Origin of the sequence: Streptomyces sp. 3214.6 (assembly GCF_900129855.1) — a bacterium.
Lineage (GTDB): Bacteria > Actinomycetota > Actinomycetes > Streptomycetales > Streptomycetaceae > Streptomyces > Streptomyces soliscabiei.
Window position 1 is genome coordinate 6,590,309 of record NZ_LT670819.1, and the last position, 23,811, is coordinate 6,614,119.

General features: G+C 70.2%; 18 protein-coding genes. 12 read left to right on the forward strand and 6 right to left on the reverse strand.

Features of this window, described 5'->3' with window-relative positions; all coding sequences use genetic code 11:
* Positions 1 to 13: 13 nt before the first annotated feature.
* A complete protein-coding gene (locus B5557_RS29765; protein ID WP_079662342.1) occupies positions 14 to 730 on the reverse strand; it encodes an MBL fold metallo-hydrolase in 717 nt (238 codons plus the stop codon).
* 159 nt (positions 731 to 889) lie between these two features.
* Here B5557_RS29765 and hrcA point away from each other — a divergent pair, with 159 nt between their 5' ends.
* From hrcA to B5557_RS29820, 11 genes are all read left to right on the forward strand, one after another.
* Positions 890 to 1,906 (forward strand): heat-inducible transcriptional repressor HrcA, encoded by a 1,017-nt coding sequence (gene hrcA / locus B5557_RS29770; RefSeq protein ID WP_079662343.1) that lies wholly within the window; start codon positions 890 to 892, stop codon positions 1,904 to 1,906.
* A complete protein-coding gene (dnaJ, locus tag B5557_RS29775) occupies positions 1,907 to 3,043 on the forward strand; it encodes a molecular chaperone DnaJ (RefSeq protein ID WP_079662344.1) in 1,137 nt (378 codons plus the stop codon).
* Between the two features lie 131 nt (positions 3,044 to 3,174).
* Entirely contained in the window at positions 3,175 to 4,257 is a 1,083-nt protein-coding gene (locus B5557_RS29780) for a nitronate monooxygenase (protein ID WP_079662345.1), read from the forward strand.
* Positions 4,254 to 5,024, forward strand: coding sequence for a 16S rRNA (uracil(1498)-N(3))-methyltransferase (locus tag B5557_RS29785; RefSeq protein WP_079662346.1), 771 nt, complete (start codon positions 4,254 to 4,256; stop codon positions 5,022 to 5,024). Before B5557_RS29780 ends, B5557_RS29785 begins: the two co-directional genes overlap by 4 nt.
* Before the next feature lie 133 nt (positions 5,025 to 5,157).
* A complete protein-coding gene (locus B5557_RS29790) occupies positions 5,158 to 6,633 on the forward strand; it encodes an NF041680 family putative transposase (protein ID WP_231976487.1) in 1,476 nt (491 codons plus the stop codon).
* A 32-nt stretch (positions 6,634 to 6,665) separates the two neighbouring features.
* Positions 6,666 to 6,932 carry a hypothetical protein gene (locus B5557_RS29795; protein WP_079658125.1) on the forward strand — a complete coding sequence of 89 codons (267 nt, stop codon included), beginning with the start codon at positions 6,666 to 6,668 and terminating at the stop codon, positions 6,930 to 6,932.
* A 159-nt stretch (positions 6,933 to 7,091) separates the two neighbouring features.
* Positions 7,092 to 7,580 carry a hypothetical protein gene (locus B5557_RS29800; RefSeq protein WP_079662347.1) on the forward strand — a complete coding sequence of 163 codons (489 nt, stop codon included), beginning with the start codon at positions 7,092 to 7,094 and terminating at the stop codon, positions 7,578 to 7,580.
* 45 nt (positions 7,581 to 7,625) lie between these two features.
* A complete protein-coding gene (locus B5557_RS29805) occupies positions 7,626 to 10,868 on the forward strand; it encodes a S41 family peptidase (protein WP_079662348.1) in 3,243 nt (1,080 codons plus the stop codon).
* A 139-nt stretch (positions 10,869 to 11,007) separates the two neighbouring features.
* A complete protein-coding gene (locus B5557_RS29810; protein WP_079662349.1) occupies positions 11,008 to 11,361 on the forward strand; it encodes a histidine triad nucleotide-binding protein in 354 nt (117 codons plus the stop codon).
* A gap of 6 nt (positions 11,362 to 11,367) precedes the next feature.
* Positions 11,368 to 12,273, forward strand: coding sequence for a ribonuclease Z (locus B5557_RS29815; RefSeq protein WP_079662350.1), 906 nt, complete (start codon positions 11,368 to 11,370; stop codon positions 12,271 to 12,273).
* Positions 12,274 to 12,293: 20 nt separating this feature from the next.
* A complete protein-coding gene (locus B5557_RS29820) occupies positions 12,294 to 13,283 on the forward strand; it encodes an adenosine deaminase (protein ID WP_079662351.1) in 990 nt (329 codons plus the stop codon).
* 35 nt (positions 13,284 to 13,318) lie between these two features.
* Here the strand turns inward: B5557_RS29820 and B5557_RS29825 are convergent, their stop codons facing one another.
* The 5 genes from B5557_RS29825 to B5557_RS29845 form a co-directional block, all read right to left on the reverse strand.
* Positions 13,319 to 15,346, reverse strand: coding sequence for a PQQ-dependent sugar dehydrogenase (locus tag B5557_RS29825; RefSeq protein ID WP_079662352.1), 2,028 nt, complete (start codon positions 15,344 to 15,346; stop codon positions 13,319 to 13,321).
* A gap of 10 nt (positions 15,347 to 15,356) precedes the next feature.
* Entirely contained in the window at positions 15,357 to 17,603 is a 2,247-nt protein-coding gene (locus B5557_RS29830; protein ID WP_079662353.1) for an alpha-galactosidase, read from the reverse strand.
* Positions 17,600 to 20,809: a glycosyl hydrolase family 28 protein gene (locus tag B5557_RS29835; RefSeq protein WP_079662354.1), complete on the reverse strand. Its 3,210-nt coding sequence runs from the start codon at positions 20,807 to 20,809 to the stop codon at positions 17,600 to 17,602. Before B5557_RS29835 ends, B5557_RS29830 begins: the two co-directional genes overlap by 4 nt.
* A 12-nt stretch (positions 20,810 to 20,821) precedes the next feature.
* The gene (locus B5557_RS29840; protein ID WP_079662355.1) at positions 20,822 to 21,610 is read right to left on the reverse strand and encodes a Tat pathway signal sequence domain protein; all 789 of its coding nucleotides are present in this window, start codon (positions 21,608 to 21,610) and stop codon (positions 20,822 to 20,824) included.
* 62 nt (positions 21,611 to 21,672) lie between these two features.
* On the reverse strand, positions 21,673 to 22,872 hold the full coding sequence (locus tag B5557_RS29845; RefSeq protein WP_079662356.1) for a glycoside hydrolase family 88/105 protein: 1,200 nt from the start codon (positions 22,870 to 22,872) through the stop codon (positions 21,673 to 21,675).
* Positions 22,873 to 23,119: 247 nt separating this feature from the next.
* Here B5557_RS29845 and B5557_RS29850 point away from each other — a divergent pair, with 247 nt between their 5' ends.
* Entirely contained in the window at positions 23,120 to 23,806 is a 687-nt protein-coding gene (locus B5557_RS29850; RefSeq protein WP_079662357.1) for a glycoside hydrolase family 75 protein, read from the forward strand.
* Positions 23,807 to 23,811 lie beyond the last annotated feature (5 nt).

A 23,811-nucleotide genomic window follows, 5' to 3' on the forward strand; every position in this document is an offset into this window, starting at 1 on the left:
CCGCGAGACGGGTTTACGGCGACACGCCGAACCGGGCCGCCAGCGCGTCCCGCTGCGCCCTCACGAACGCCGCATCCACCACCGCCCCGTGACCGGGCACATACAGCGCGTCCTCGCCGCCCAGCCGCAGCAGCCGGTCGAGGGCATCGGGCCAGCGGGAGGGGACGGCGTCCGGCCCGGCCTGCGGCTCGCCGGACTCCTCGACCAGGTCGCCGCAGAAGACGACCTCTGGTTCGCCGGGGACGACGACCGCCAGGTCGTGCGCGGTGTGGCCGGGGCCGACGTTCGCCAGCAGCACCTGCCGGCCGCCGCCCAGGTCGAGCGTCCACTCGCCGGAGACGAGGTGCCGGGGCCGGACGAGCGCGTCCGAGGCCTCCGCGGCCGCCGACTCGTCCAAACCGTTGCGTACCGCGTCCGCCCGCAGCTCCTCGCCCGGCACGGTGTCCACGCCCACCGCCCCGAAGACCTCCGCGCCCGCGAACGCCGCCGCGCCGAAGACATGGTCGAAGTGGGGGTGGGTGAGCGCGAGATGGGTCACACGTTGGCCGGTCAGCTCCTCGGCCTGCGCCCGCAGCCGCACCCCCTCCGCGAGAGTCGACCCCGCGTCGATCACCAGCGCCGCGCCCGCCCCCACGACCAGCCCCGCCGTGCAGTCCCAGCCCGGCAGCCGGCACCGCCCGACCCCGGCCGCGACCCGCTCCCACCCGAGCTCTTCCCAAGTCACCGTCATACCGCGACGCTAGCCCTACGACGCTGCACCGGGGCCGACCTTGCCCTCGGTGTACCCCACAGCCGTACACTGGGCCGGGGAACGCTGGCACTCGGATGTGAAGAGTGCCAGACGAGGCGCCCAGGGGACTGGGGGACGACTGCTGGAGGTGTGCGCGGAATGCTGAGTGAACGCAGGCTCCAGGTGCTGCGCGCCATCGTCCAGGACTATGTCGGCACCGAGGAGCCCGTGGGGTCGAAGGCGCTCACCGAGCGGCACAGCCTCGGCGTGTCCCCGGCGACGATCCGCAACGACATGGCCGCCCTGGAGGACGAGGGGTACATCGCCCAGCCGCACACCAGTGCGGGGCGCATCCCCACGGACAAGGGCTACCGGCTGTTCGTCGACAAGCTGGCCGGTGTCAAGCCGATGACCGGTCCGGAGCGGCGGGCCATCCAGAACTTCCTCGACGGCGCCGTCGATCTCGACGACGTCGTGGCGCGGACCGTGCGGCTGCTGGCGCAGCTCACCCGGCAGGTCGCCGTCGTGCAGTACCCGTCCCTGACCCGTTCGACCGTGCGGCACGTGGAGCTTCTCTCGCTCGCGCCCGCGCGTCTGATGCTCGTGCTGATCACGGACACCGGGCGGGTCGAGCAGCGGCTGGTGGACTGCCCGGCGCCTTTCGGGGAGACCTCGCTGGCGGATCTACGCGCGCGGCTCAACAGCAAGGTCGCGGGCCGTCGGTTCTCCGACGTGCCGCGTCTGGTGGAGGACCTGCCGGACGCCTTCGAGGCCGAGGACCGCGGTACGGTCACGACGGTGCTCTCCACCCTCCTGGAGACGCTCGTCGAGGAGAACGAGGAGCGGCTGATGATCGGCGGCACCGCCAATCTCACCCGCTTCGGACATGACTTTCCCCTCACCATCCGGCCGGTCCTGGAGGCCTTGGAGGAGCAGGTCGTGCTCCTCAAGCTCCTTGGCGAGGCCGGGGATTCGGGCATGACCGTACGCATCGGTCACGAGAACGCCTACGAGGGACTCAACTCCACTTCGGTGGTGTCGGTCGGCTACGGTTCGGGCGGCGAGGCAGTCGCCAAACTCGGCGTGGTCGGACCGACCCGCATGGATTACCCGGGAACGATGGGAGCGGTACGAGCGGTGGCACGGTACGTCGGACAGATCCTGGCGGAGTCGTAAGTGGCCACGGACTACTACGCCGTCCTCGGCGTGCGCCGCGATGCGTCGCAGGAAGAGATCAAGAAGGCCTTCCGGCGGCTCGCACGCGAGCTGCACCCGGACGTCAACCCGGATCCGAAGACCCAGGAGCGGTTCAAGGAGATCAACGCCGCCTACGAGGTGTTGTCGGACCCGCAGAAGAAGCAGGTCTACGACCTCGGCGGCGACCCGCTGTCCCAGTCGGGCGGCGGTGGCGCGGGCGGCTTCGGCGCCGGTGGCTTCGGGAACTTCTCCGACATCATGGACGCGTTCTTCGGCACGGCGTCCCAGCGGGGCCCGAGGTCGCGGACGCGGCGCGGTCAGGACGCGATGATCCGGCTGGAGGTGGACCTGGAAGAGGCTGCCTTCGGCACGACGAAGGACATCCAGGTCGACACGGCGATCGTCTGCGCCACCTGCAGCGGTGAGGGCGCGGCGCCGGGGACCACCGCCCAGACATGTGACATGTGTCGCGGTCGCGGTGAGGTGTCGCAGGTGACGCGGTCCTTCCTGGGCCAGGTCATGACGTCCCGGCCCTGCCCGCAGTGCCAGGGCTTCGGCACCGTGGTCCCCACTCCCTGCCCGGAGTGCGCGGGCGACGGCCGCGTGCGGTCCCGTCGCACGCTGACGGTCAAGATCCCGGCCGGTGTCGACAACGGCACCCGGATCCAGCTCGCGGGCGAGGGCGAGGTCGGCCCCGGCGGCGGTCCCGCCGGCGACCTGTACGTCGAGATCCACGAGCTGCCGCACAACATGTTCCAGCGGCGCGGCGACGACCTGCACTGCACGGTGACACTCCCGATGACGGCGGCGGCCCTCGGCACGAAGGTGCCGCTGGAGACGCTGGACGGCCTGGAGGAGGTCGACATCCGGCCCGGCACCCAGTCCGGGCAGTCGATCCCGCTGCACGGCCGGGGCGTCACGCATCTGCGGGGCGGCGGGCGCGGCGATCTGATCGTCCACGTCGAGGTGCAGACGCCGACGAAGCTGGATCCCGAGCAGGAGCGGCTGCTGCGCGAGCTGGCCAAGCTGCGCGGCGAGGAGCGGCCCACGGGGCAGTTCCAGCCCGGTCAGCAGGGTCTGTTCTCGCGGCTGAAGGACGCGTTCAACGGCCGCTGAGGCCCCGCGCGCATGCTGAGCAGCCCCGGAAGGGCACCCGCCACGGGTGCCCTTCCGGCATGTCTGCCAGAGGCCTATGCCAACCGACGGTCGGATTCGGACTTGTTCAAAGGACGTGACAACATGCCGTCATGTCCTCCGCACTGACCGATCTCTTCCCGCACCCGATCGTGCAGGCCCCCATGGCGGGCGGCGTCTCCGTCCCGAAGCTCGCCGCCGCCGTGGCCGAGGCCGGCGGGCTCGGCTTCCTGGCCGCCGGGTACAAGACGGCCGACGGCGTGTACCAGGAGATCAAGCAGCTGCGGAGTCTCACCGCCCGCCCCTTCGGCGTGAACCTCTTCATGCCGCAGCCCGAGCATGCGGAGACCGGCGCCGTCGAGGTCTACGCCCACCAGCTGGCCGGCGAGGCCGCCTGGTACGAGACGGACCTCGGCGACCCCGACAGCGGCCGCGACGACGGCTACGACGCCAAGCTGGCCGTGCTGCTGGACAACCCGGTGCCGGTGGTGTCGTTCCACTTCGGCGTGCCCGGCCCCGAGGTGCTTCAGGCCCTGCGGCGCGCGGGAACCTTCACCCTCGTCACGGCGACGACCGTCGAGGAGGCCCTCGCGGTGGAGCGGGCCGGCGCGGACGCGGTGATCGTGCAGGGCGTGGAGGCCGGCGGCCACCAGGGCACCCACCGGGACATCCCGGAGAACGACGGCTCCGGCATCGGACTGCTCTCCCTGATCGCCCAGGTCCGCGAGTCCGTGAGCCTGCCGATCGTCGCCGCCGGCGGCCTCATGCGGGGCAGCCAGATCGCCGCGGTCCTCGCGGCCGGCGCGAGCGCCGCCCAGCTGGGCACCGCGTTCCTCGCCACCGCCGAGTCCGGCGCGCCCGCCGTGCACAAGCAGGCGCTGACCAACCCCCTCTTCGTGCGCACCGAGCTGACCCGTGCCTTCTCCGGCCGCCCGGCCCGCGGCCTGGTCAACCGCTTCCTGCGCGAGCACGGCCCGTACGCGCCCGCCGCCTACCCGGAGGTCCACCACCTCACCTCGCCGCTGCGCAAGGCGGCCGCCAAGGCGGGCGACGCGCAGGGCATGGCGCTGTGGGCGGGACAGGGCCACCGGCTGGCCCGGGAGCTGCCCGCCGGGCGGCTGGTGGAGGTACTGGCGGCCGAACTCGCCGCGGCGCGGACAGCGTTGTCGGAGTCCGGGGACGGCGGCGCGGCATGACCGCGCCCGTCTTCGTCGTCGACGAACTGCCGGGCAGCGGCCAGGGCGGTCGGAGTGGGCAGGGCGGCCGGTTCGTCCTGGACGGTCCCGAAGGCCGGCACGCCGTCTCCGTGAAGCGGCTGCGGGCCGGCGAGGAGATCGTCCTCACCGACGGCGCCGGGCGCTGGGCGCCGGGTGAGGTCGTCGCCGCCGAGGGCAAGGACCGGCTGGTCGTGAGCCTGGGTGAGGTGACCGAGGAGCCCGCCGAGGAGCCCCGGATCACCGTCGTGCAGGCCCTGCCCAAGGGCGACCGCGGTGAGCTGGCTGTCGAGACGATGACCGAGACCGGCGTCGACGCGATCGTGCCGTGGGCGGCCTCGCGCTGCATCACACAGTGGAAGGGCGATCGCGGAGCGAAGGCGCTCGCCAAGTGGCGGGCCACCGCCCGCGAGGCCGGCAAGCAGTCCCGCCGGGTCCGCTTCCCCGAGGTCGCCGAGGCGGCGACGACCAGGCAGGTGGCGGAGCTGGTGGCCCGGGCCGACTTCGCCGCCGTCCTGCACGAGGACCGCGACTACGGCAGCGGGCCGCTCGCGACGGCCGAACTCCCGTCCTCCGGTGAGATCGTGCTGGTCGTCGGTCCCGAAGGCGGTGTCTCGCCACAGGAGTTGGCCGTGTTCGAGGAGGCGGGTGCGAAGGCGTACCGGCTCGGTCGTACCGTGTTGCGTACGTCGACCGCCGGGACGGCCGCGACCGCCCTGCTGCTGGGTCGCACCGGCCGCTGGTCCTGAGCTTGTCGTTTATGGTCCGGTGTCGAACGCGGCTCGAACTTGGTCGGCGTTTTCGCAGTCCAGCGGACGTGAAGGCGGCCTCCGTCTGATCCTGTGCTCCGTCACAGAGTGGATCAGCGCGAAGGCCGTGGTCGTGAGTTTGGTGCATCAGGGCGTCCTGCGGGATGCGTTCGCGGAAGTGTCACACTTCCGGTCGGAGCTGTACGCGTGTCTGACCGCGCGGGGCGACGCGTTGTTCGAGTTGTGCGACGCGCTGTTGTGCACGGACGGGCCAGTGCGGACGCTGGTTGATCTCGCGCTCGCTCCTGAACACCGTCGTGGTCACGGGGCTCTGTACGGCGGGCTGAACCAGGGTCGGATCGATGTCGCGAGGTTGCGTCGTGCCCTCGTCGGGGTGCCGTTGCCGAGGGCGGCGGATGGTCGGCTGGTGCTGGCGGTGGATGTCTCGCCGTGGCTGCGGCCGGACGCCAACACGTGTGCTGACCGGGCCTTTTGCCACACGTTCGGCCGGGGTGAGGGCAAGCACCAGATGGTGCCCGGCTGGCCGTACTCGGTGGTGGCCGCGCTAGAGACCGGCCGCACGTCCTGGACGGCGGTGCTGGACGCGGTCCGCCTGGAGCCCGGCGCCGATGTCGCTGCGGTGACCACGGTGCAGGTCCGCGAGGTCATTGAGCGGCTGGTCGTCGCCGGCCAGTGGCGACCGGGTGACCCGGAGGTCCTGGTCGTGCTGGACGCGGGATACGACGCTCCGCGCATCGCCCACCTGCTGGCGGGGCTGCCCGTCGAGATCGTCGGGCGGCTCCGTTCGGACCGCGTGATGCGGCGTCCGGCACCCTCCCGCAAAGAGTTCGGCCTGGCCAACCCCAAGGGCGGCAGACCGCCCAAGCACGGCGGCGAGTTCGTCTTCGGCGACCCCACAACCTGGGGCGCTGAGCAGGCAGTGACGACTACGGACACCCGGCTCTATGGGAAGGCGACTGCGCAGGCGTGGGACCGGCTGCACCCGCGGCTGACCCGCCGGGCTGCATGGCTCGACCACGCCGGGCCGCTACCCCTCATCGAGGGCACAGTCATCCGCTTGGTCGTGGAGAAGCTGCCGTCCGGTGGAGTCAACAAGCCGGTCTGGCTGTGGTGGTCAGGCACCGGCGCCACCGAAGCGGACGTCGAACGCTGCTGGCAGTCCTTCCTCCGCCGCTTCGATATCGAGCACACATTTCGCCTGTTCAAGCAGACTCTTGGCTGGACCAAGCCCCGGCTCCGCGACTCGGAGGCGGCCGACCGGTGGACATGGTTGGTGATCGCCGCCTATGCCCAGCTCCGGCTCGCCCGCCCACTGGCCACCGACCTGCGGCGGCCTTGGGAGAAGCCGGCCGAACCGAACAGACTGACACCCGCCCGCGTCCGCAGAGGCTTCAGAAACCTGCACGCGAAGACCGGGTCACCAGCCGGTGCACCGAAACCGTCCCGGCCCGGACCAGGCCGCCCTCCGGGTTCGAAGAACCGCCGCCAAGCCACCCGCCATGACGTGGGCAGAGTCCTTGCCACCGGCGAGGCATACAGCCGACCCGCCCACCACAAGATCGGCACCAAACCCCGCAGGACAGGCTGACAAACGACTTCGAGCATCAGCACACTGAGCGGATGCGCTACGAGGAGAAAGCGAAGCTCATCACAGCAAGGGCCCTGGTCCCGGTGGCCATCCTTGTCACCTCGCCAGTGCTGCTGATAGCCGGAGCGCCGATCCGTCGCCGGTACCTCCGCTACGTCTACCGGGATGAAGCCCCACTGATCCTGGACAAAAAGCACGGCCGAATCAGCGTCCACTGGTTCGTGGTCACCAGCCCTCTTCTCGAATGGCTCTGCTGGCCCACAGAGTCACTCGCTCGACTCATCTCACGCCGACGTTAAACGACAAGCTGAGAGCCTGTTCACATCCCCGGCCGGGCGCGCAACGCTTGGCACGCTCCGCCGGAGGGGGCGCCTTGTGATCGCACTGGTGCTGAGGTCGGCGTAGAACGGCTGTATGAGGTCTTCCGCGGCCCCTGCCCGAGTGGCACGCTGCCCTCCATGGGGGCTTTGAGGCGGATTTGGCTACTCACGGTCGTGGTCGTCGTGGCCGGCGCCGCCGTGGCGTGCGAGCCGGGCGGGCTGAGCGCCATGTCCGTGGCGTACACCACCGACCAGGCCGCGACGGCGGAGATCGAGCGGCGGGACGTGAAGGTGCGCTGGCTGACCTGCACGGCTCAGTACGAGGACCGGGCGAAGGCGGAGTCGGTCGCCTCCGTCGACTGCAGGGGACAGACCGGTGACGGGAAGGACATCACCGTCACCGGGAAGATCACGCGGGCGGTCGACGGTGCGTGCGTGCGCGGGGATGTGACCGCCGTCGTGGGCAAGAAGCAGCTGTTCCGGGTGAGCGGCCTCGGCGACTGCAGGTCGGCGACGCCGTCGCCGGTCAAGCCGTCCGGTTCCGCGCAGCCCGGCGGCCGACCGACCGTCACGGTCACGGTGACCGTCACCGAGACCGTGGACGGCGGCGGCGGGGCGGGGAAGTGATCGAAACCCCTGACCTGCGATGCCGTAGCTGAATACAGTGATCTGGTGACACAGTCCGCGACGCCTGCCGCATACTTCCGATTCCCGCACCTGCACGGCGAGTTGGTGGCCTTCGCCGCCGAGGACGACGTCTGGCTGGCCCCCCTCGACGGGGGTCGCGCCTGGCGGGTCAGCGCCGACAACATGCCGGTCTCCATGCCCCGTATCTCGCCCGACGGCACCACCGTCGCCTGGACCTCCACCCGCGACGGCGCCCCCGAGGTGCACATCGCGCCGGTCGACGGGGGACCGTCCACCCGCCTGACGTACTGGGGGAGTTGGCAGACCCGGGTGCGCGGCTGGACCCCCGACGGCCAGGTCCTCGCCGTCAGCACCCACGACCAGGCGACCCTGCGCCGCAGCTGGGCCCGTGCCGTCCCCGTCGACGGCGGACCCGCGACCACCCTGCCGTACGGGCCCGTCGGCGCGGTCGCCCACGGTCCGCACACCGTGCTGCTGTCCGCGCCGATGGGCCGCGAGGCCGCCCACTGGAAGCGCTACCGGGGCGGCACGGCCGGCAAGCTGTGGATCGACCGGGAGGGCCAGGGCGAGTTCGTCCGGCTGCACGAGGAGCTGGACGGCAACATCGAGTACCCGGTGTGGGCGGGGATGGGGGTCCCCCCGCTCGAGCGAAGCCGAGAGTGGGGGAGGCTCGCGTTCCTGTCCGACCACGAGGGCACGGGAGCCCTGTACTCCTCCCTCGCCGACGGCTCCGATCTGCGCCGGCACACCCCCCTCGAAGGCTTCTACGCCCGGCAGGCCGCCGGCGACGGCACGCGGATCGTGTACATGTCCGCCGGTGAGCTGTGGCTGCTGGACGACCTGGACGGCGCCGAACCGCGCCGGCTCGACATCCGCCTCGGCGGCCAGCGCACCGACCGCCGCCCCTACCAGGTGACCGCCGCCCGCTGGCTGGGCGGGGCCGCGCCCGACCACACCGCGCGCGGCAGCGCCGTGGAGATCCGCGGGGCCGTCCACTGGATCACCCACCGTTCCGGACCCGCCCGCGCGCTCGCCGCCGAACCCGGCGTACGGGCCCGCCTGCCCCGCACCTTCCGCACGGAGGGCGAGGAGTGGGTGGTGTGGGTGACGGACGCCGAGGGCGAGGACGCGCTGGAGTTCGCCCCGGCCACCGGCACGGCCCCCGGCGCCACCCCGCGCCGGCTCGCCGCCGGACAGCTCGGCCGGGTCCTCGAACTCGCCATGGCGCCCGACGGCAGCCGGGCCGCCGTCGCCGTCCACGACGGGCGGCTGCTGCTCGTCGAGCGGGAGACCGGCGAGGTCCGCGAAGTCGACAGCAGCCCCGACGGCGAGGTGGGCGACCTGTCCTTCTCGCCGGACTCGGCCTGGCTGGCCTGGTCGCACCCGGGCCCGCGCCCGCTCTCCCAGATCAAGCTCGCCAATGTCACGGACCTGTCGGTCACCGAGGCGACCCCGCTGCGCTTCAGGGACTACGCGCCCGTCTTCACCCTCGACGGCAAGCACCTCGCGTTCCTCTCCACGCGCGCCTTCGACCCGGTCTACGACCAGCACGCCTTCGACCTGTCCTTCGTGGCCGGCGCCCGCCCGCACCTCATCACCCTCGCGGCGACGACCCCGTCCCCGTTCGGGCCGCAGCGCCACGGCCGCCCCTTCGAGGCCCCCGACAAGGACGAGACGCCCGACAGCGAGGGCGCCCCGACCACCCGTATCGACCTCGAAGGCCTCGCCGACCGGATCGTGCCCTTCCCGGTCGAGGCCGGTCTCTACGCCGGCCTGGCCGCGGCGAAGGACGGCGTGCTGTGGCTGCGCTACCCCGTGCGCGGTGTCCTCGGCGCCTCGCGTGCCACCCCCGACGACCCCGATCCCGACACCGAGCTGGAGCGCTACGACCTCGCCCAGCAGCGCATCGAGCACCTCGCCGCCGACGCCGACGGCTTCGAGGTCAGCGGCGACGGCAAGCGGCTGCTGCTGTGGACCGACGGCAAGCTCAAGGTCGTCCCCAGCGACCGGCGCGCCTCCGGCGACGAGGACAGCGACAGCAACATCACCGTCGACCTCGGCCGGATCCGCCGCACCGTCGACCCGACCGCCGAGTGGCGGCAGATGTACGACGAGACCGGCCGGATCATGCGGGACAACTTCTGGCGGGCGGACCTCGGCGGCGTCGACTGGGACGGCGTCCTCGACCGCTACCGGCCGGTGCTGGAGCGCGTCGCGACCCACGACGACCTCGTCGACCTGCTGTGGGAGGTGCACGGCGAACTCGGCACCTCGCACGCCTACGTCATGCCGCGCGGCGGCCGCGGGGGCGGCGGCGCCCGGCAGGGCCTGCTCGGGGCGGACATCTCCCGTCACGAGGACGGAAGTTGGCGCATCGACCGCGTCCTGCCCTCGGAGACCTCCGACCCCGACGCCCGCTCGCCGCTCGCCGCGCCGGGCGTCGCGGTGCGGGCGGGGGACGCGATCGTCGCCGTCGGCGGGCATCCCGTGGACCCGGTGACCGGGCCCGCACCGCTGCTCGTCGGCACGGCGGGCAAGGTCGTCGAGCTGACGATCTCGCCGTCCGGCGGGGGAGAGCCGCGACACGCGGTCGTCGTCCCCGTCGCCGACGAGGAGGCGCTGCGCTACCACGCGTGGGTCGCGGACCGGCGGGCGTATGTGCACGAGGCCTCCGGCGGACGGCTCGGGTATCTCCACGTGCCTGACATGCAGGCGCCCGGCTGGGCCCAGATCCACCGTGATCTGCGGGTCGAGGTCGCGCGGGAGGGGCTGATCGTGGACGTCCGGGAGAACCGGGGCGGGCACACCTCCCAGCTGGTCGTCGAGAAGCTCGCCCGGCGCATCGTCGGCTGGGACGTGCCGCGCGGCATGCGGGCGTCCAGCTACCCGGAGGACGCGCCCCGCGGGCCCGTCGTCGCCGTCGCCAACGAGTTCTCCGGCTCCGACGGGGACATCGTCAACGCGGCGATCAAGGCGCTCGGGATCGGGCCGGTGGTGGGCACCCGCACCTGGGGCGGGACGATCGGCATCGACAGCCGGTACCACCTCGTCGACGGGACGCTCGTCACCCAGCCCAAGTACGCGACCTGGTTGGAGGGTTACGAGTGGGGCGTGGAGAACCACGGCGTCGACCCCGACGTCGAGGTCGTCTGCCGCCCCCAGGACTACGGCGCGGGCCGTGATGTCCAACTGGACGAAGCGGTGCGGTTGGCGTTGACGGCCCTGGAGACGACCCCCGCCAAGACGCCGCCGCCCCCGCTGCCCTGACCCTCAGAGGGCGCCGCCCCTGCTCCCCTGCCCCTGAACCCCGCCCCCGACTCGCTTGCGGGAAACGTGAGCAAACCCGGGACAGCAGCCCCCGGATACGATGCCCCGGCAAGAGATCACCGGCCAAAAGGAGACCCGCATGGCAGGGGAGCCGCAGGACGACTGCCTGTTCTGCAAGATCGTCGAAGGGCACATTCCGGCGACGATCGTGCGTGAGACGGAGACGACCATCGCCTTCCGGGACATCAACCCCCAGGCGCCCACCCACGTCCTGGTCATCCCCCGCGTGCACTACGCGAACGCCGCCGAACTCGCCGCCGCCGAACCCACGATCGCCGCGGACATGCTGCGCGAGGCGCAGACCGTCGCCGACGAGGACAAACTGGAGAGCTACCGCATCGTCTTCAACACCGGCGCCGGCGCCGGCCAGACCGTGTTCCACGCCCACGCGCACGTCCTCGGCGGCCGTGGCCTGCACTGGCCCCCCGGGTAAGTCGCCGTGTCCGTACGCGAACTCGTGGTCCTCGGGACCGCCAGCCAGGTCCCGACCCGGCACCGCAACCACAACGGCTACCTCCTGCGCTGGGACGGCGAGGGCATCCTCTTCGACCCGGGCGAGGGCACCCAGCGGCAGCTGCTGCGCGCCGGCGTGGCCGCGCACGACCTCAACCGGATCTGCGTCACGCACTTCCACGGCGACCACTCCCTCGGTCTCGCCGGCGTCATCCAGCGCATCAACCTGGACCAGGTCCCGCACCCGGTCACCGCGCACTTCCCGCGCTCCGGGCAGCGCTTCTTCGACCGGCTGCGCTACTCCACCGCCTACCGCGAGACCGTCGGCGTCACCGAGGCCCCGGTCGACGCGGACGGCCCCCTCGCCGCCACCGCCTCCTACACCCTCGAAGCCGTCAAGCTCTCCCACCCCGTCGAGTCCTACGGCTACCGGCTCGTCGAACCCGACGGCCGCCGCATGCTGCCCGACCGCCTCGCCGCGCACGGCATCAAGGGCCCCGACGTCGGCCGGATCCAGCGGGAGGGATCCATCGCAGGCGTCTTTCTCGACGACGTCAGCGAGCGCCGCCGCGGACAGCGGTTCGCGTTCGTCATGGACACCCGGCTGTGCGACGGGGTGCACGCCCTCGCCGAGGGTGCCGATCTGCTCGTCATCGAGTCGACCTTCCTCGACGAGGACGAGCCGCTCGCCGTCGACCACGGGCATCTGACCGCCGGCCAGGCCGCCCGCGCCGCCCGGGACGCCGGAGTCCGCCACCTCGTCCTCACCCACTTCAGCCAGCGCTACTCCGAGCCGGAGGAGTTCGAGCGGCAGGCGCGGGCCGCCGGATTCGAGGGCGAGCTGACCGTGGCCCACGACCTCCTGAGGGTGCCGGTCCCGAAACGGAGATGAATCGGCCGTACGATGCTTTGATGCCTCTCCCCAAAGCTGAACTGCACCTGCACATCGAAGGCACCTTGGAGCCGGAGCTGGCGTTCGAGCTGGCAGCCCGCAACGGCGTCGCGCTGCCGTACGCCGACACCGAGGAGCTCCGCGAGAAGTACCGGTTCGAGGATCTGCAGTCCTTCCTGAACCTGTACTACGAGCTGATGGCGGTCCTGCGCACCGAGCGGGACTTCGAGGACCTCGCGAACGCCTACCTCGCCCGCGCCGCCGCGCAGGGCGTGCGGCACGCGGAGATCTTCTTCGACCCGCAGGCCCACCTCGCGCGCGGTATCGACATGGGCACGGTGGTGGAGGGCCTGTGGCGGGCCCTCGGGAGCAGCGAGGCCGACCACGGCGTCTCCACCCGGCTCATCCTCTGCTTCCTGCGCGACGAGTCCGCCGAGTCGGCCCTCGCGACGCTGGACGCGGCCAAGCCATACCTCGACCGGATCGTCGGCATCGGGCTGGACTCCGCCGAGGTCGGGCATCCGCCGGTGAAGTTCCGCGAGGTGTACGAGGCCGCCGCCGCACTCGGGCTGCGGCGCGTCGCGCACGCCGGTGAGGAGGGGCCGCCGGAGTACATCACCGAGGCCCTCGACGTCCTCGGCGTAGAGCGCGTCGACCACGGGCTGCGCTGTATGGAGGACCCGGCCCTCGTCGAGCGGCTGGTGCGGGAGCGGATCCCGCTGACGCTGTGCCCGCTGTCCAACGTACGGCTGCGCGCCGTCGACGCCCTCGCCGACCATCCGCTGCCCGCGATGCTCGACGCGGGCCTGGTCTGCACGGTCAACTCCGACGACCCCGCCTACTTCGGCGGCTACGCCGGCGACAACTTCGACGCCGTACGCACCACCCTCGGCCTGAGCGAGGAACGGCTGCGCGAGCTGGCCCGCAACTCCTTCGTCGCCTCCTTCCTGGAGGACGACGAGGAGCGGCGGGCCCGGTGTCTCGCCGAGGTCGACGCGTACGTCTTCTAGGACGTCTTCAAGCGATCCGGCTTCTGTTCGGTCTTCTATTCGATGCCGAGGCGGAAGATCTTGTCCGAGCCGTCCGCCGCTCCTCCGTTGTTGTCGCAGTTGGTCGTCGACAGCCAGAGCTGGTCGGCTCCCGGCACCTTGGTGACGGTTCGCAGCCGCCCGTAGGTGCCCACGTAGTACGCGGTCGCCGTGCCGACGTTCTCCGAGTCGCCGTTGATCGGGATCCGCCACAGCCGCTCGCCGCGCAGCGACGCCATGTAGACGACGTTGCGGACGATGGCGATCCCGCTCGGCGAGGCCTCGGAGACGTTCCAGGTCTTCTTCGGGTTGGTCATGCCGGCGACGTCACAGGCGCCCTCGCAGGTCGGCCAGCCGTAGTTGGCGCCCGGCTTGATCAGGTTCAGCTCGTCCTTGGAGCTGTTGCCGAACTCGGCCTCCCACAGCCGCCCGTTGCGGTCGAAGGCGAGGCCCTGCGGGTTGCGGTGGCCGAGGCTGTAGACGTAGTTGCCGAAGGGGTTGCCGGGGGCCGGCTTCCCGTCGGTCGTCATGCGCAGGATCTTGCCGTTGAGGGAGTTCTTGTCCTGGGCGAGATCGGGTGTCTGGGCCTCGCCGGTGGAGACGTACAGATAGCCGTCAGGGCCGAACGCCAGCCGTCCGCCGTTGTGGTAGCGGTTCTTCTTGATGCCCTGGAGCAGGACGGTGTAGCCGGTCAGTGAGCTGCCGTTGTACGTCATACGAACGACCCGGTTGCCCTCGTCCGCCGTGTGCATGAAGTACACGTAGTGGTTGGTCTCCCACTTGGGGTCGACGGCGACGCCCATCAGTCCGCCCTCGCCGTTGGTGGTGACGGCGTTGGGCACGGTGCCGACCTGGGTCTTCGTGCCGTCCTTGGTCACCTTCCAGACCCGGAAGTCGTCCCGCTCGGTGACCAGGGCGCTCTGGCCGTCGGGCATCCAGTAGGTGCCCCAGGGGATGGTCCAGCCGGTGGAGACCGTGGCGATCGACGAGGGCACCCCGCCGTCCGTCGTGCAGGCCTTGGTGGTGAAGCCGACGGTGTTGCTCGCCTCCGACACATTGCCGGCCGCGTCCCGCGCCACCACGTTCAGTGAGTACGGGCTGTCGCAGGCGAGCCCGGTCAGTGTCGTGGACGTACCCGTGACACTTTTGTACACGGTGTCACCGCTGCGGATGTCGTACGCGGTCACCGCCCGGTCGTCCGTCGAGGCGCCCCAGCTCAGCGCGGCGCTGTTCGCGGTCACCTCGGTGGCCTTGAGCGTGCCGGGTTTGCTGGGCGCGCTGGTGTCGGTGCTCTTCGCGGTGGTGCAGTCCACGACGGGGCTGGCGGGCGAGGCGTTGCCTGCGGCGTCGCGGGCGATGACGGTGAGGTCGTAGGTGGTGTCCGGGCTCAGCCCGGTGAGCGCCTTGGAGGTGACGCTGCCCGCCGCCTCGCCGAGCTTGTTGCCGTGCTCGTAGAGGTCGTACGCCGTCACGCCCACGTTGTCGGTGGCGGCGCCCCAGGTGAGGGTGAGGGCGTTCTCGGTGATCGCGGAGCAGCCGGGTTGGCCGGGGCGGCTCGGCGCCTGGGTGTCGGCCGCGGCGCCGGTGCTGATCCGGTCGAGGTTGGGGCCGCCGTTGTCCGTGGTGGCGGTGGCGCGGATCTTGTTGGTGCCGGCGGCCAGGGGGATGTCGAGGCTCTTGCTCGCCCAGGTGTTCCAGTCGGCGGTGGCCGGGAAGGACACGCCGGAGGCTACGACCGTGCCGCCCACGGAGATGTCCATGGGCCGGTCGACGGCCGTGCCGTTGGCGTAGCGGAGCGTCAGCGAGGAGGTGCCGGCCGCCGCCGCGCTCACCGTGAACTCCACGTACGAGCCCGTGATGTTGGTGTAGTCGACGAAGCCGGTGCCCGTGTAGCCGGTGTGGTTGGTGGCCACCGTGCCCTGGGAGATGACGGCGTTCTCGGCCTGGTAGTCCGTGGCCGCCCGCGCGGTCGCCGCGCTCAGACCGAGCAGCGGGACCGCGAGGGCCAGGGCCGTGCCCAGCAGGGGGATTCTTCCGGGTTTCATGTTCGCCCTCTCAGCCCGTGTACCGGGCGAAGACCTTGAGGTAGTCGTACGGCTGCTGTGTCACGCCGCTGCATGCGTCCCCGGCGGAGCCGGAACCGCAGGCCCGGTCGCGGTTGACGGACCAGTAGGTGAGGCGCCCGATGTGGTGCTGCTGGGCGTAGGCGAGCATGGTCTTGAAGTCCGCGACGCGGACCAGCTCGCCGGAGTCGTCGGTCTTGCCGTTCATCGACGACAGGCCGATGTGGGCGTAGGCCGTGGCGTCGCTGTAGCCGTAGGCCGACTTGACGCGGGCCTTGAGGCCCTCCATGGCCTGGGTGGTGAGGGTGCCCATGGTGGTGGTGCCGCCGCCGAAGTCGAACGGCATGATGCACCAGACGTCGTTGGCGAGCCCTGAATTGGCGGCACGCTTGATCATGTCGACGCCGGTGGAGTCCGGGCCGCTGGTGGTGGTGCCGAAGGTGATGACGGTCTTCAGCCCGGTGTTGTTCGCCTTCACGGTCTTCAGCGCGTCGACGACCCGCTGGCGGACCGTGGCGTTGGACCACTCGGTGTTCTCGATGTCGATGTCGATGGCTTTGAGTCCGTAGGCGTCGATCACCTTCTGGTAGGCGCCGGCCAGCGCGGCGGCGCTGGAGCACTTCTCGCCGAGTTTGGCGCCGCTCCAGCCGCCGACGGAGACCATCACATCACCGCCGGCCGCCCTGATGGCGTTGATCTTCGACTGGTCGTTGCCGCCGGTCAGCGGGCGAGAACCGTCCCACTTCGGGTTGCAGCCGCCGTCGGACAGGATGAAGGCGAGCGTGAACCACTTGACGCCGGTCGCCGACATGACCGCCGTGGGGTTCTGCGGGCTGCCCCAGCCGAGATACTCGTAGGGGGCCACCGCCATACCGGGAGAGGCCTGCAGCGCGGCGTCGGCTACGGGCTTCACCCGGATCAGCCGGGTCTCCCCGGGGCGCAGCGTCGCACTGTACGAGTTGGCGATCTCGCCCTTGTGCGAGCCCGACCAGAGATCCGTCACATCGCCGGAGCCGGTGAAGCCGACCTGCGACCAGTTCACACTGACCGTCGAGTTCCCGGCCGTACCCGTGTTGAAGAGGGCGACGACGTAGTCGCCGTTGCTCTCCCGCTTGCTCCAGACCTGCTTCACCCCGCTCTTCACGAGGCGTTTCGCCGCGACCCCGTCCTGGTCGACGCCGATCAGCCGGTCGTTGGTGAGCATCGCCTTGTCGACCGGGTCGATGTTCGTCAGATCGGTGCCCAGCAGCAGCGGAGCCCCCGCCATGGCCCACAGGGTGAAGTGCGAGCGGCGCTGGTCGGCGGTGAGTCCCACCTGGTCGCCGTTGCCGATCTCCAGCGAGTCGAGGTCGTTCCAGCCGCCGGGACCGGCGTACTGCTGCCAGGAGGCGGCCGAGTCGAAGCGGGAGGAGACGTGCGACCAGTCGGTGAGGGGGTAGCCGCTGCCGTTGTCCCCCGGGCCGCAGTAGCACTCGACGTCACCCTGGGTGCGCCAGCTGTTCGCCAGTTGCCGCCAGGTGCCGCCCTGGGCGATCGGCAGGTTGTTGGAGAGCGCGAAGTTGATGGGCCGTCCGCTGGCCCGCAGCGCCTTGTCCCAGGCCTCGACGTCGGGGACGTCCTGGCTGCCCACACCGTCGATCTTCAGGTAGTCGACACCCCAGGAGGCGTACTGCCGGGCCCACGAGTTCACGAACTCCTGCGCGCCCGGCTTGGAGTAGTCGATGTAGTACATGTTCTTGCAGTTGTAGTTCTTCTCGGTCTTCGACGTGTCCGCGATGTCCTTGGCGTGATAGGGCGTCCCCTCGATCGGAGTGTTCGCGGTGACCGCGTTCTTGGCGATGCCCGGGGTGACGTAGAAGCCGAACTTCAGGCCCTTGGAATGGATGTAGTCGGCGAGCGCCTTGATGCCCGAGGGGAACTTGGCCGGATCGACCGCCCAGCGGCCGTAGGAGTCGACGACGAAGCCGCCTGCGTCGCACTTCTGGTAGAAGTCGTCGAGGTTGACGTAGACGAAGCCGTGGTTCTTCAGGCCGCTCGACACCATCGCGTCGGCCTGCGCCTTGAGCTTCGCCTCGGTCGGGGTGCGGCGTACCAGGCTCCAGCTGCTCCAGCCCATGGCGGGGCGCAGCGAGAGGCCGTTGTCGGAGGCGGCGGCCGGGTGCGCGCCGCCGAGCAGCGGAATCGCGGAGACCAGCAGCATCCCCGCCAGGGTGAGCACCAGCGATCTGATTCGTGTCATGAGCGTCCCCCGATCACATAGGAAGTACCGATCCAGGCCTCGTCGACCCGCAGCCGCTTGTAGCGGGTGGAGTCGGTGGACGCGGCCCAGGTGGAGTCGATCTCCAGGCGTACGTAACGGGCGTTCGCGGCGGTGAGGTCGATGCCCTGGACGCCGCGCCGGCTCGCCACCTGCCCGGTCTTGACCGCGCTTCCCCAGGTCGACCCGTCGTTGCTGAGGAACACCTTGTAGTCCTTGATCCGTGCCGACTGCTCGGTGTCGGAACGGGCGTAGGCGACGGAGTCCTCGCGCTGGTTGAGCCCGACGTACTGGACCTTCTTGGCCGAGCCGAGGTCGAAGGTGAGGTTGACGGGCAGGGTCTTGTCGCTGTCCCAGTAGGTGAGGTAGTCGCCGTCGCCGACTGCCGCGGCCGGGTGACCGCTCGCCGAGGCGCTCGCGCTCACCTTGACGCCCGACAGGATGCCCTGGCGTCCGGTGGTGGTGACCTTGAAGACGGTGTCGTACGGGTCCCAGCCGGAGAGTCCGTTCAGGGTGAGCACTCCCTGGGACTGCGTCCAGTCGACCGCCGCACCGGTACGGAGGTTGGTGACGGACGTGACGCGGTAGCCGTTGTCGCGGATGCGCAGGGTGGAGGTGGTGGGCGGGGTGAGCACATGGACGTACTGCAGGTCGGGGTTGCTCCTGCTGACGGTCGTCACACCGTGTGCGCCGTCGTTCCAGAAGCCGGGCTTCAGCCCGCCGTGCAGGTAGCCGCCGCCCTCGGTGCCGTGCAGTGACTCCCAGATGGGGTCGAGATAGGAGTCGGCGAAGTTGTTGAAGGCGGCCTGGTTGCTCGGGAACTTGCCGTTGACCTGAGCGGTCTCGGCCATCAGTGCCTTCACGGAGGAACCCGCGTTGGTGACGAGCCGGCCGAGGGTGAGCATCCGGTCGACGGCCGGGTCCGAGCCGTCGTACCACCAGGCGCCGGTCGAGGGGAGTTTGAAGTCGGCTTCCGTCAGGCGGGGTTGGGCGGTGTAGACGGCCTGCGGATAGTCGTACGCCGGCGACATCCCCGTCTTCTGCTCATTGCTGATCATGTCCATGATCGGCGTGTCCTCGTTGTTGTTGCTGAGCGTGTAGCCGGGCCGCTTCTGCTGGATCTGGGCGTACAGGTCGTGGCTCTCCCAGTACGCGTTGTCGTTGTCGATCCAGAACCCGCCCAGGTCGGGATAGCGGTCCATGACCTCGAAGAAGTTGTCGTAGCTGAACCGGCCGAAACCGTCACGGGTGGTCAGGTCGACGTTCTCGCCCTGGTAGGCGGAGTACGCGGCCGAGTCCAGCCACTCGTGCCCGCCCTCGGCGTGCCACTTGGGGTCGTCGGTCATGTAGAGGATGACCTTGAGGCCCTTGGCCTTGGCCGCCTTGATCAGCTCCCCGACGAAGTCCCGCCTGGTGGAGCAGCTGCCCGGGATCTTCGAGGGCCAGGGGCGGGCATAGCCGAGCCGGCTGTGGAAGGTGGCGAGCACCAGGTACTGGGTGTGCAGCTTCTGCGCCTCCTGGACCCAGTAGTCGGGGGTCCAGCCGCCGCTGGTGACGTCGTTCTCCCAGGCGGTGCAGCTGGTGTGGGCGGGGGCGGTGCGCTCGCCCCAGTGCAGGAAGAGGCCGCCGACGGAGCCCCGCAGGAACTCCTGACGCGGGTTCTCGAGGTCGAGGGGACTGGCCGGTGTGCCGCAGTCCTGGCCGCCCGAGACCCGCAGGGCGCCGCCGGAGGTGGTGTGACTGTCCGTGAGGCAGGCGCCGGTGGTGTTCTGGAACCCCACGTCGAAGGGCGAGTCGCCGCCCTTGTCCGCGGTGAACCTGGTGAACCGGATGCCGCTCGCCGCGTCGGCGATGACGGCCGGGCGCCCGTCGCCGGCGGCGAACTTCACCGAGCTGTCGGTGAATCGGACGTTGTCGGCGTTGTGCAGATACCAGCCGTACGCCGGCCGGGTGCCGATGGCCTTGGGGTTGTAGTCGTTCGGGTCGTTGCTCGGCACTGCGGTGGACATGGTGCCGTTGCCGCCGGGCACGGTGATGTTCACCTTGTTGAAGGTCACGCCGCTGATGCGGTGGCCGTTCTCGCCCCACACGGTCGGGCTGAAGGACGGGCTGCTGCCGGTGGCCGTGATGTCGTCGTACGTGATGTCACTGATGGACCCGATGCCGGGAGAGTTGCCGCAGCGTTTGCGGGTGCCGATCTTCTGCATGATCGGCGAGTGGACGCCGGTCATGGTGATGTTCCGGTAGTGGACGTCGGAGATCTTCGCGCCGTCCATGGAGACCATGCCGAGGCCGGACTTGTCTGCGCCCTCGATCCGGATGTTCTCGAACCGGTAGTCCGAGAAGTCGCCGCAGGTCTCGGAGCCGAACATCAGCGCGTTGCAGCACTTCGCCGAGAGATAGGAGTCGTTCACCCGGACATGGCCGTTGGGGAGCTTGGCGCCGAGGGCGTAGTCGCTCTTGAAGACCAGGGCGTCGTCGTTGGCCTTGATGTTCGCGTTCGTGACCGTGACGTTGGTGGTGGAGATGATGTTCCAGCCGTCGCGGTCGCTCGCGGTGTCGATGGTGAGACGGTCCGAGGTGACGTTCTCGCAGCCGTTGACGAGGGCCGCGAAGTGACCGCCCCTCCTGAGCGTGAGTCCGTCGCCGATACGCAGTCCGTCGCAACGGGTCAGGGAGATGATCTTGTCGGCCTCGCCGGACTTGGGGTTGCCGGTGATCAGGTTGCCGAGGCCGTCGATGACGCCCTCGCCGACGAGGCCGATGTCGGTCAGCCTGTCGCCGTAGATCATCGCGTCGTGGAAGTGGCTGTGTCCGTAGTCCTGGTAGTCGTCGTACGGGTTGGACTCGGCCTTGTCGTAGGTGTCGGCGCTGGAGCCCTGGAGCGTGGCGCCCTTGTCGAGCCGGAGCGTCACATGGCTCTTCAGGTGGATGGTGTTCTTGGACTTGTAGTCACCGGCCGGGAAGCGGACCGTGCCGCCGCCGGCTGCCGAGGCCGCGTTGATCGCCTTGTCGACGGCCGGGGTGTCGTTGGCCGAGCCGTTGCCCTTGGCGCCGTAGTCGCGTACGTCGAACTCGGCTGCGCGGTGCGGCGGTTGCTCGGCCGCGAGGGCCGGCGGATCGCTCAGGCCGAGCATGACGGCGAAGGCCAGGAGGACGGCCGCCACCCATGGCGTGCGCTGCTGCATGGGACCGTCCGATCAGACGAGTTGGTAGCCGCGCAGATTGGTGAGCAGCAGGTAGCAGTCCTGAAGGGACCCGGAGGTGTCGCCCAGGGAGCGGTAGATGCCCCACTTCGGGCGGACCCGGTCGGCGAGGAAGGTGTCGACACCGGTCTTGGAGGCGTCGATGACGGTGGTGGAACCGCTCTTGAGGATCCAGCGCACCGTGCCGGACGAGCCGTTTCCGATCTTGATCTGGAAGTCGACGTCGGTCCATTTGTCGTGCAGGGGATCAAGGTTGGTGCGGCCGACGAGGACATCGCCCTCGATGACCTTCAGCTCGATGGTCTGCACCCCGTTCACCCGGCGCAGCGACTGCACGACGATCGGCGAGCTGCCGGCGCCGGGCTGCTTCATCTGCATGATGTGGGTGAAGGCGGTGGTCGCCTTCAGAGAGCTGGGGATGTACATCGAGTACGTCAGCCGCCAGGTCTGGCCCGAGGTCCACTTGAGGTAGTTGCTGCCGCCGCCGTTGCGCAGCCCGGTGACCTCCTGGCGCTGGCGGTCGGTGGAGGTGTCCCGGTCGACCGTGTGCATGTTGAAGCGCCAGTTGTTGCCGGTGGCGAAGATGTGCGGCCTGGCCGCGGGGTGGGAGTCGGCGCGGTCGTCCTCGATGGTCTCGAAGGCGCCGAGGCCGTCGCTGCTCGCGGACGGCGCCCACTTCTGCTGCCAGGAGGCGGCGTGCGCGGTGCCGGGCAGACCGCCGACGGTGGCCGCCGCGGCGCCGCCGATCGTCGCGCCGAGCAGGGTCCTGCGTGATGTGCTCATGACAGTTCGCACCTCGTTGTGGTGGGGGGTGGGGGGCGGTCCCGTGGGCTGTGGACTGTGGACTACCGGGACCTGAGCTGCTCGTTCATGATCAGGAAGGAACCGAGACCGTGGAAGTCGTTGGTCTCCCGGGGGCGCGCGATGTAGAAGGCGTAGTCGCCGACGTTGGTGCCGATGGAGATGTCGGTGAGGCTGGTGCGGCCGTCCGTGCCGAGTGAGATCCGGGCGAGGACGCCCTTGTAGCCGCGCTGTGCGACGGCCTGGTAGCGCTTGTCGAGGTATCCCTGCTGGGCGCCGCGCGAGAGGGCGTAGGTGAACATGCTGGAGCAGGAGGTCTCGGTCCAGTTGTCGCTCTGTCCGCCCTTGTCGATCACCTGGAACCAGCGGCCGGTCGCCGGGTCCTGGTAGCGCTCCAGACCGGCGGCCAACTGCCGGAAGATGCGCAGGAGCTGCGGACGGCGGGCCTGCCGCGCCGGGATGGCGTCGAGGACGTTCACCATCGCCATCGAGTACCAGCCGACGGCCCGGCACCAGTGCTCCGGGGCGAGCCCGGTCGCCGGATCCGCCCAACTGACGGTCTTCGACTCGTCGTAGGCGTGCCGCAGCAGACCGCCCGAGACCTGGAGATGGCTGCCGTAGACGGCGAGCTGCCGGGCCGCCTCGTCGTCGGCGTAGGCGGAGTCGCCGAACTCCTTGCCGTACTCGACGAGGAACGGGTTCACCATGTAGACGCCGTCCGACCAGAGCTGGTGGGCGCGGCTGCTGGTGTCGGCGTGCCAGAAGCCGCCGTCGGAGGTGCGCGGGTAGCTGTCCAGCCGGTCGCGGATCGTGCGGGCAGCGATGCGGTAGCGGTCGTCGCCGGTCTCGTGGTGCAGGATCACCAGCAGCCGTCCGGCCTGCATGCTGTCGAGGCTGTTGAACTTCTGGTCGATGCTGCCGTCGGCGTGCACGAAGCGGTCCACATAGGTCCTGATGTACGAGAGATACCGCGGCTCGTGCGTGCGCCGGTAGGTGAGGTACTGGCCGTAGAGATACAGGCCGACGGGGTACGACCAGCCGCCGATGGTGCTCGGGGTGAAGCGGGCCGTGGTCGAGTCGACCATGGCCACGGACCAGTCCGTGGCGGCTGCCGGACGGGTGATGGACGGGGGCTGCGCGGCGGTGGGTGGGGCCGCGGCCGAGACCGTCAGCAGTCCCGCCGCGGCGAGCGCTCCCGCCGTGAGCACGGGACGCAGGGCCGGCGTGGCACGGAAACGTCTCATGTCTTTCCCGCCTTCAGGAGTCGACCGTTGTTCATATGTGTGTATGAGGTTCACGCACTGGGTTGATGGATGGGGAACAGAGTCCAGGCCCGACCGGGCGCGGTCAATGGTCCGGACCGATCGGCGCAGGCTCTTTTCCGGCCAATATCCCCTCAAGGCAAGGGGGTTGACGGGGCCCGTGGGGCGGGTCCACCTTGTAGCGCACTTGGTAAGGAAACTTTCCTATCAGAAGAAGGGTCCCCCCACAGTGCGTTCTCGAACATTGCCCCTCGCCGCGGCAGCGGCGGCCGCCCTCCTCGTCGCCGCCCTCCCGGCGACCGCCTCCGCAGGCCCCGCCTCGACACAGGAGGGCTCGGTCAGCGCGGCCGACCTGCTCGCCAAGGTGACGTCCTGCTCGCAGATCTCCAACGGCAAGTACAAGACCGACGACGAGACATCGGCCTCCGTCCCGGTCTGCGGCAAGAACGGCGCCGTCTTCTGGAAGGCCGACATGGACGTCGACTGCGACGGCCAGCGCACCGCCAAGTGCAACGAGAGCACCGACCCCTGGTACCAGGACGACACGGCCTTCCACCAGTCGGACGGCAAGGCGCTGCGCGCCGACTCGCTGCCCTACGTCGTCGTGCCCAGCTCCAGCTCCCTCTGGAACTACGGCTCCGCGGGCATAAAGGGCGGCGGGGTCGTCGCCGTGATCTACCAGAACAAGGTGGAGTACGCGGTCGTCGGCGACACCGGCCCCACGAAGATCATCGGCGAGGCCTCGTACGCGACGGCCAAGGCGCTCGGCATCGACCCCGACCCGGAGAACGGCGGCACGGACTCCGGCGTCACCTACATCCTCTTCAAGAACTCCAAGGTGTCCCCCATCGAGAGCCACAGCGCGGCGGTGACCCTCGGCGACCAACTGGCCAAGACGTTCATCCGCAACAACTAGGACAG

Bases quoted from the DNA above. Each gene is read 5' to 3' on its own strand.
- B5557_RS29765 (WP_079662342.1), bottom strand. From the start codon at position 730: ATGACGGTGACTTGGGAAGAGCTCGGGTGGGAGCGGGTCGCGGCCGGG.
- hrcA (WP_079662343.1), top strand. From the start codon at position 890: ATGCTGAGTGAACGCAGGCTCCAGGTGCTGCGCGCCATCGTCCAGGAC.
- B5557_RS29780 (WP_079662345.1), top strand. From the start codon at position 3,175: ATGTCCTCCGCACTGACCGATCTCTTCCCGCACCCGATCGTGCAGGCC.
- B5557_RS29785 (WP_079662346.1), top strand. From the start codon at position 4,254: ATGACCGCGCCCGTCTTCGTCGTCGACGAACTGCCGGGCAGCGGCCAG.
- B5557_RS29795 (WP_079658125.1), top strand. From the start codon at position 6,666: ATGCGCTACGAGGAGAAAGCGAAGCTCATCACAGCAAGGGCCCTGGTC.
- B5557_RS29800 (WP_079662347.1), top strand. From the start codon at position 7,092: ATGGGGGCTTTGAGGCGGATTTGGCTACTCACGGTCGTGGTCGTCGTG.
- B5557_RS29810 (WP_079662349.1), top strand. From the start codon at position 11,008: ATGGCAGGGGAGCCGCAGGACGACTGCCTGTTCTGCAAGATCGTCGAA.
- B5557_RS29820 (WP_079662351.1), top strand. From the start codon at position 12,294: ATGCCTCTCCCCAAAGCTGAACTGCACCTGCACATCGAAGGCACCTTG.
- B5557_RS29825 (WP_079662352.1), bottom strand. From the start codon at position 15,346: ATGAAACCCGGAAGAATCCCCCTGCTGGGCACGGCCCTGGCCCTCGCG.
- B5557_RS29830 (WP_079662353.1), bottom strand. From the start codon at position 17,603: ATGACACGAATCAGATCGCTGGTGCTCACCCTGGCGGGGATGCTGCTG.
- B5557_RS29835 (WP_079662354.1), bottom strand. From the start codon at position 20,809: ATGCAGCAGCGCACGCCATGGGTGGCGGCCGTCCTCCTGGCCTTCGCC.
- B5557_RS29840 (WP_079662355.1), bottom strand. From the start codon at position 21,610: ATGAGCACATCACGCAGGACCCTGCTCGGCGCGACGATCGGCGGCGCC.
- B5557_RS29845 (WP_079662356.1), bottom strand. From the start codon at position 22,872: ATGAGACGTTTCCGTGCCACGCCGGCCCTGCGTCCCGTGCTCACGGCG.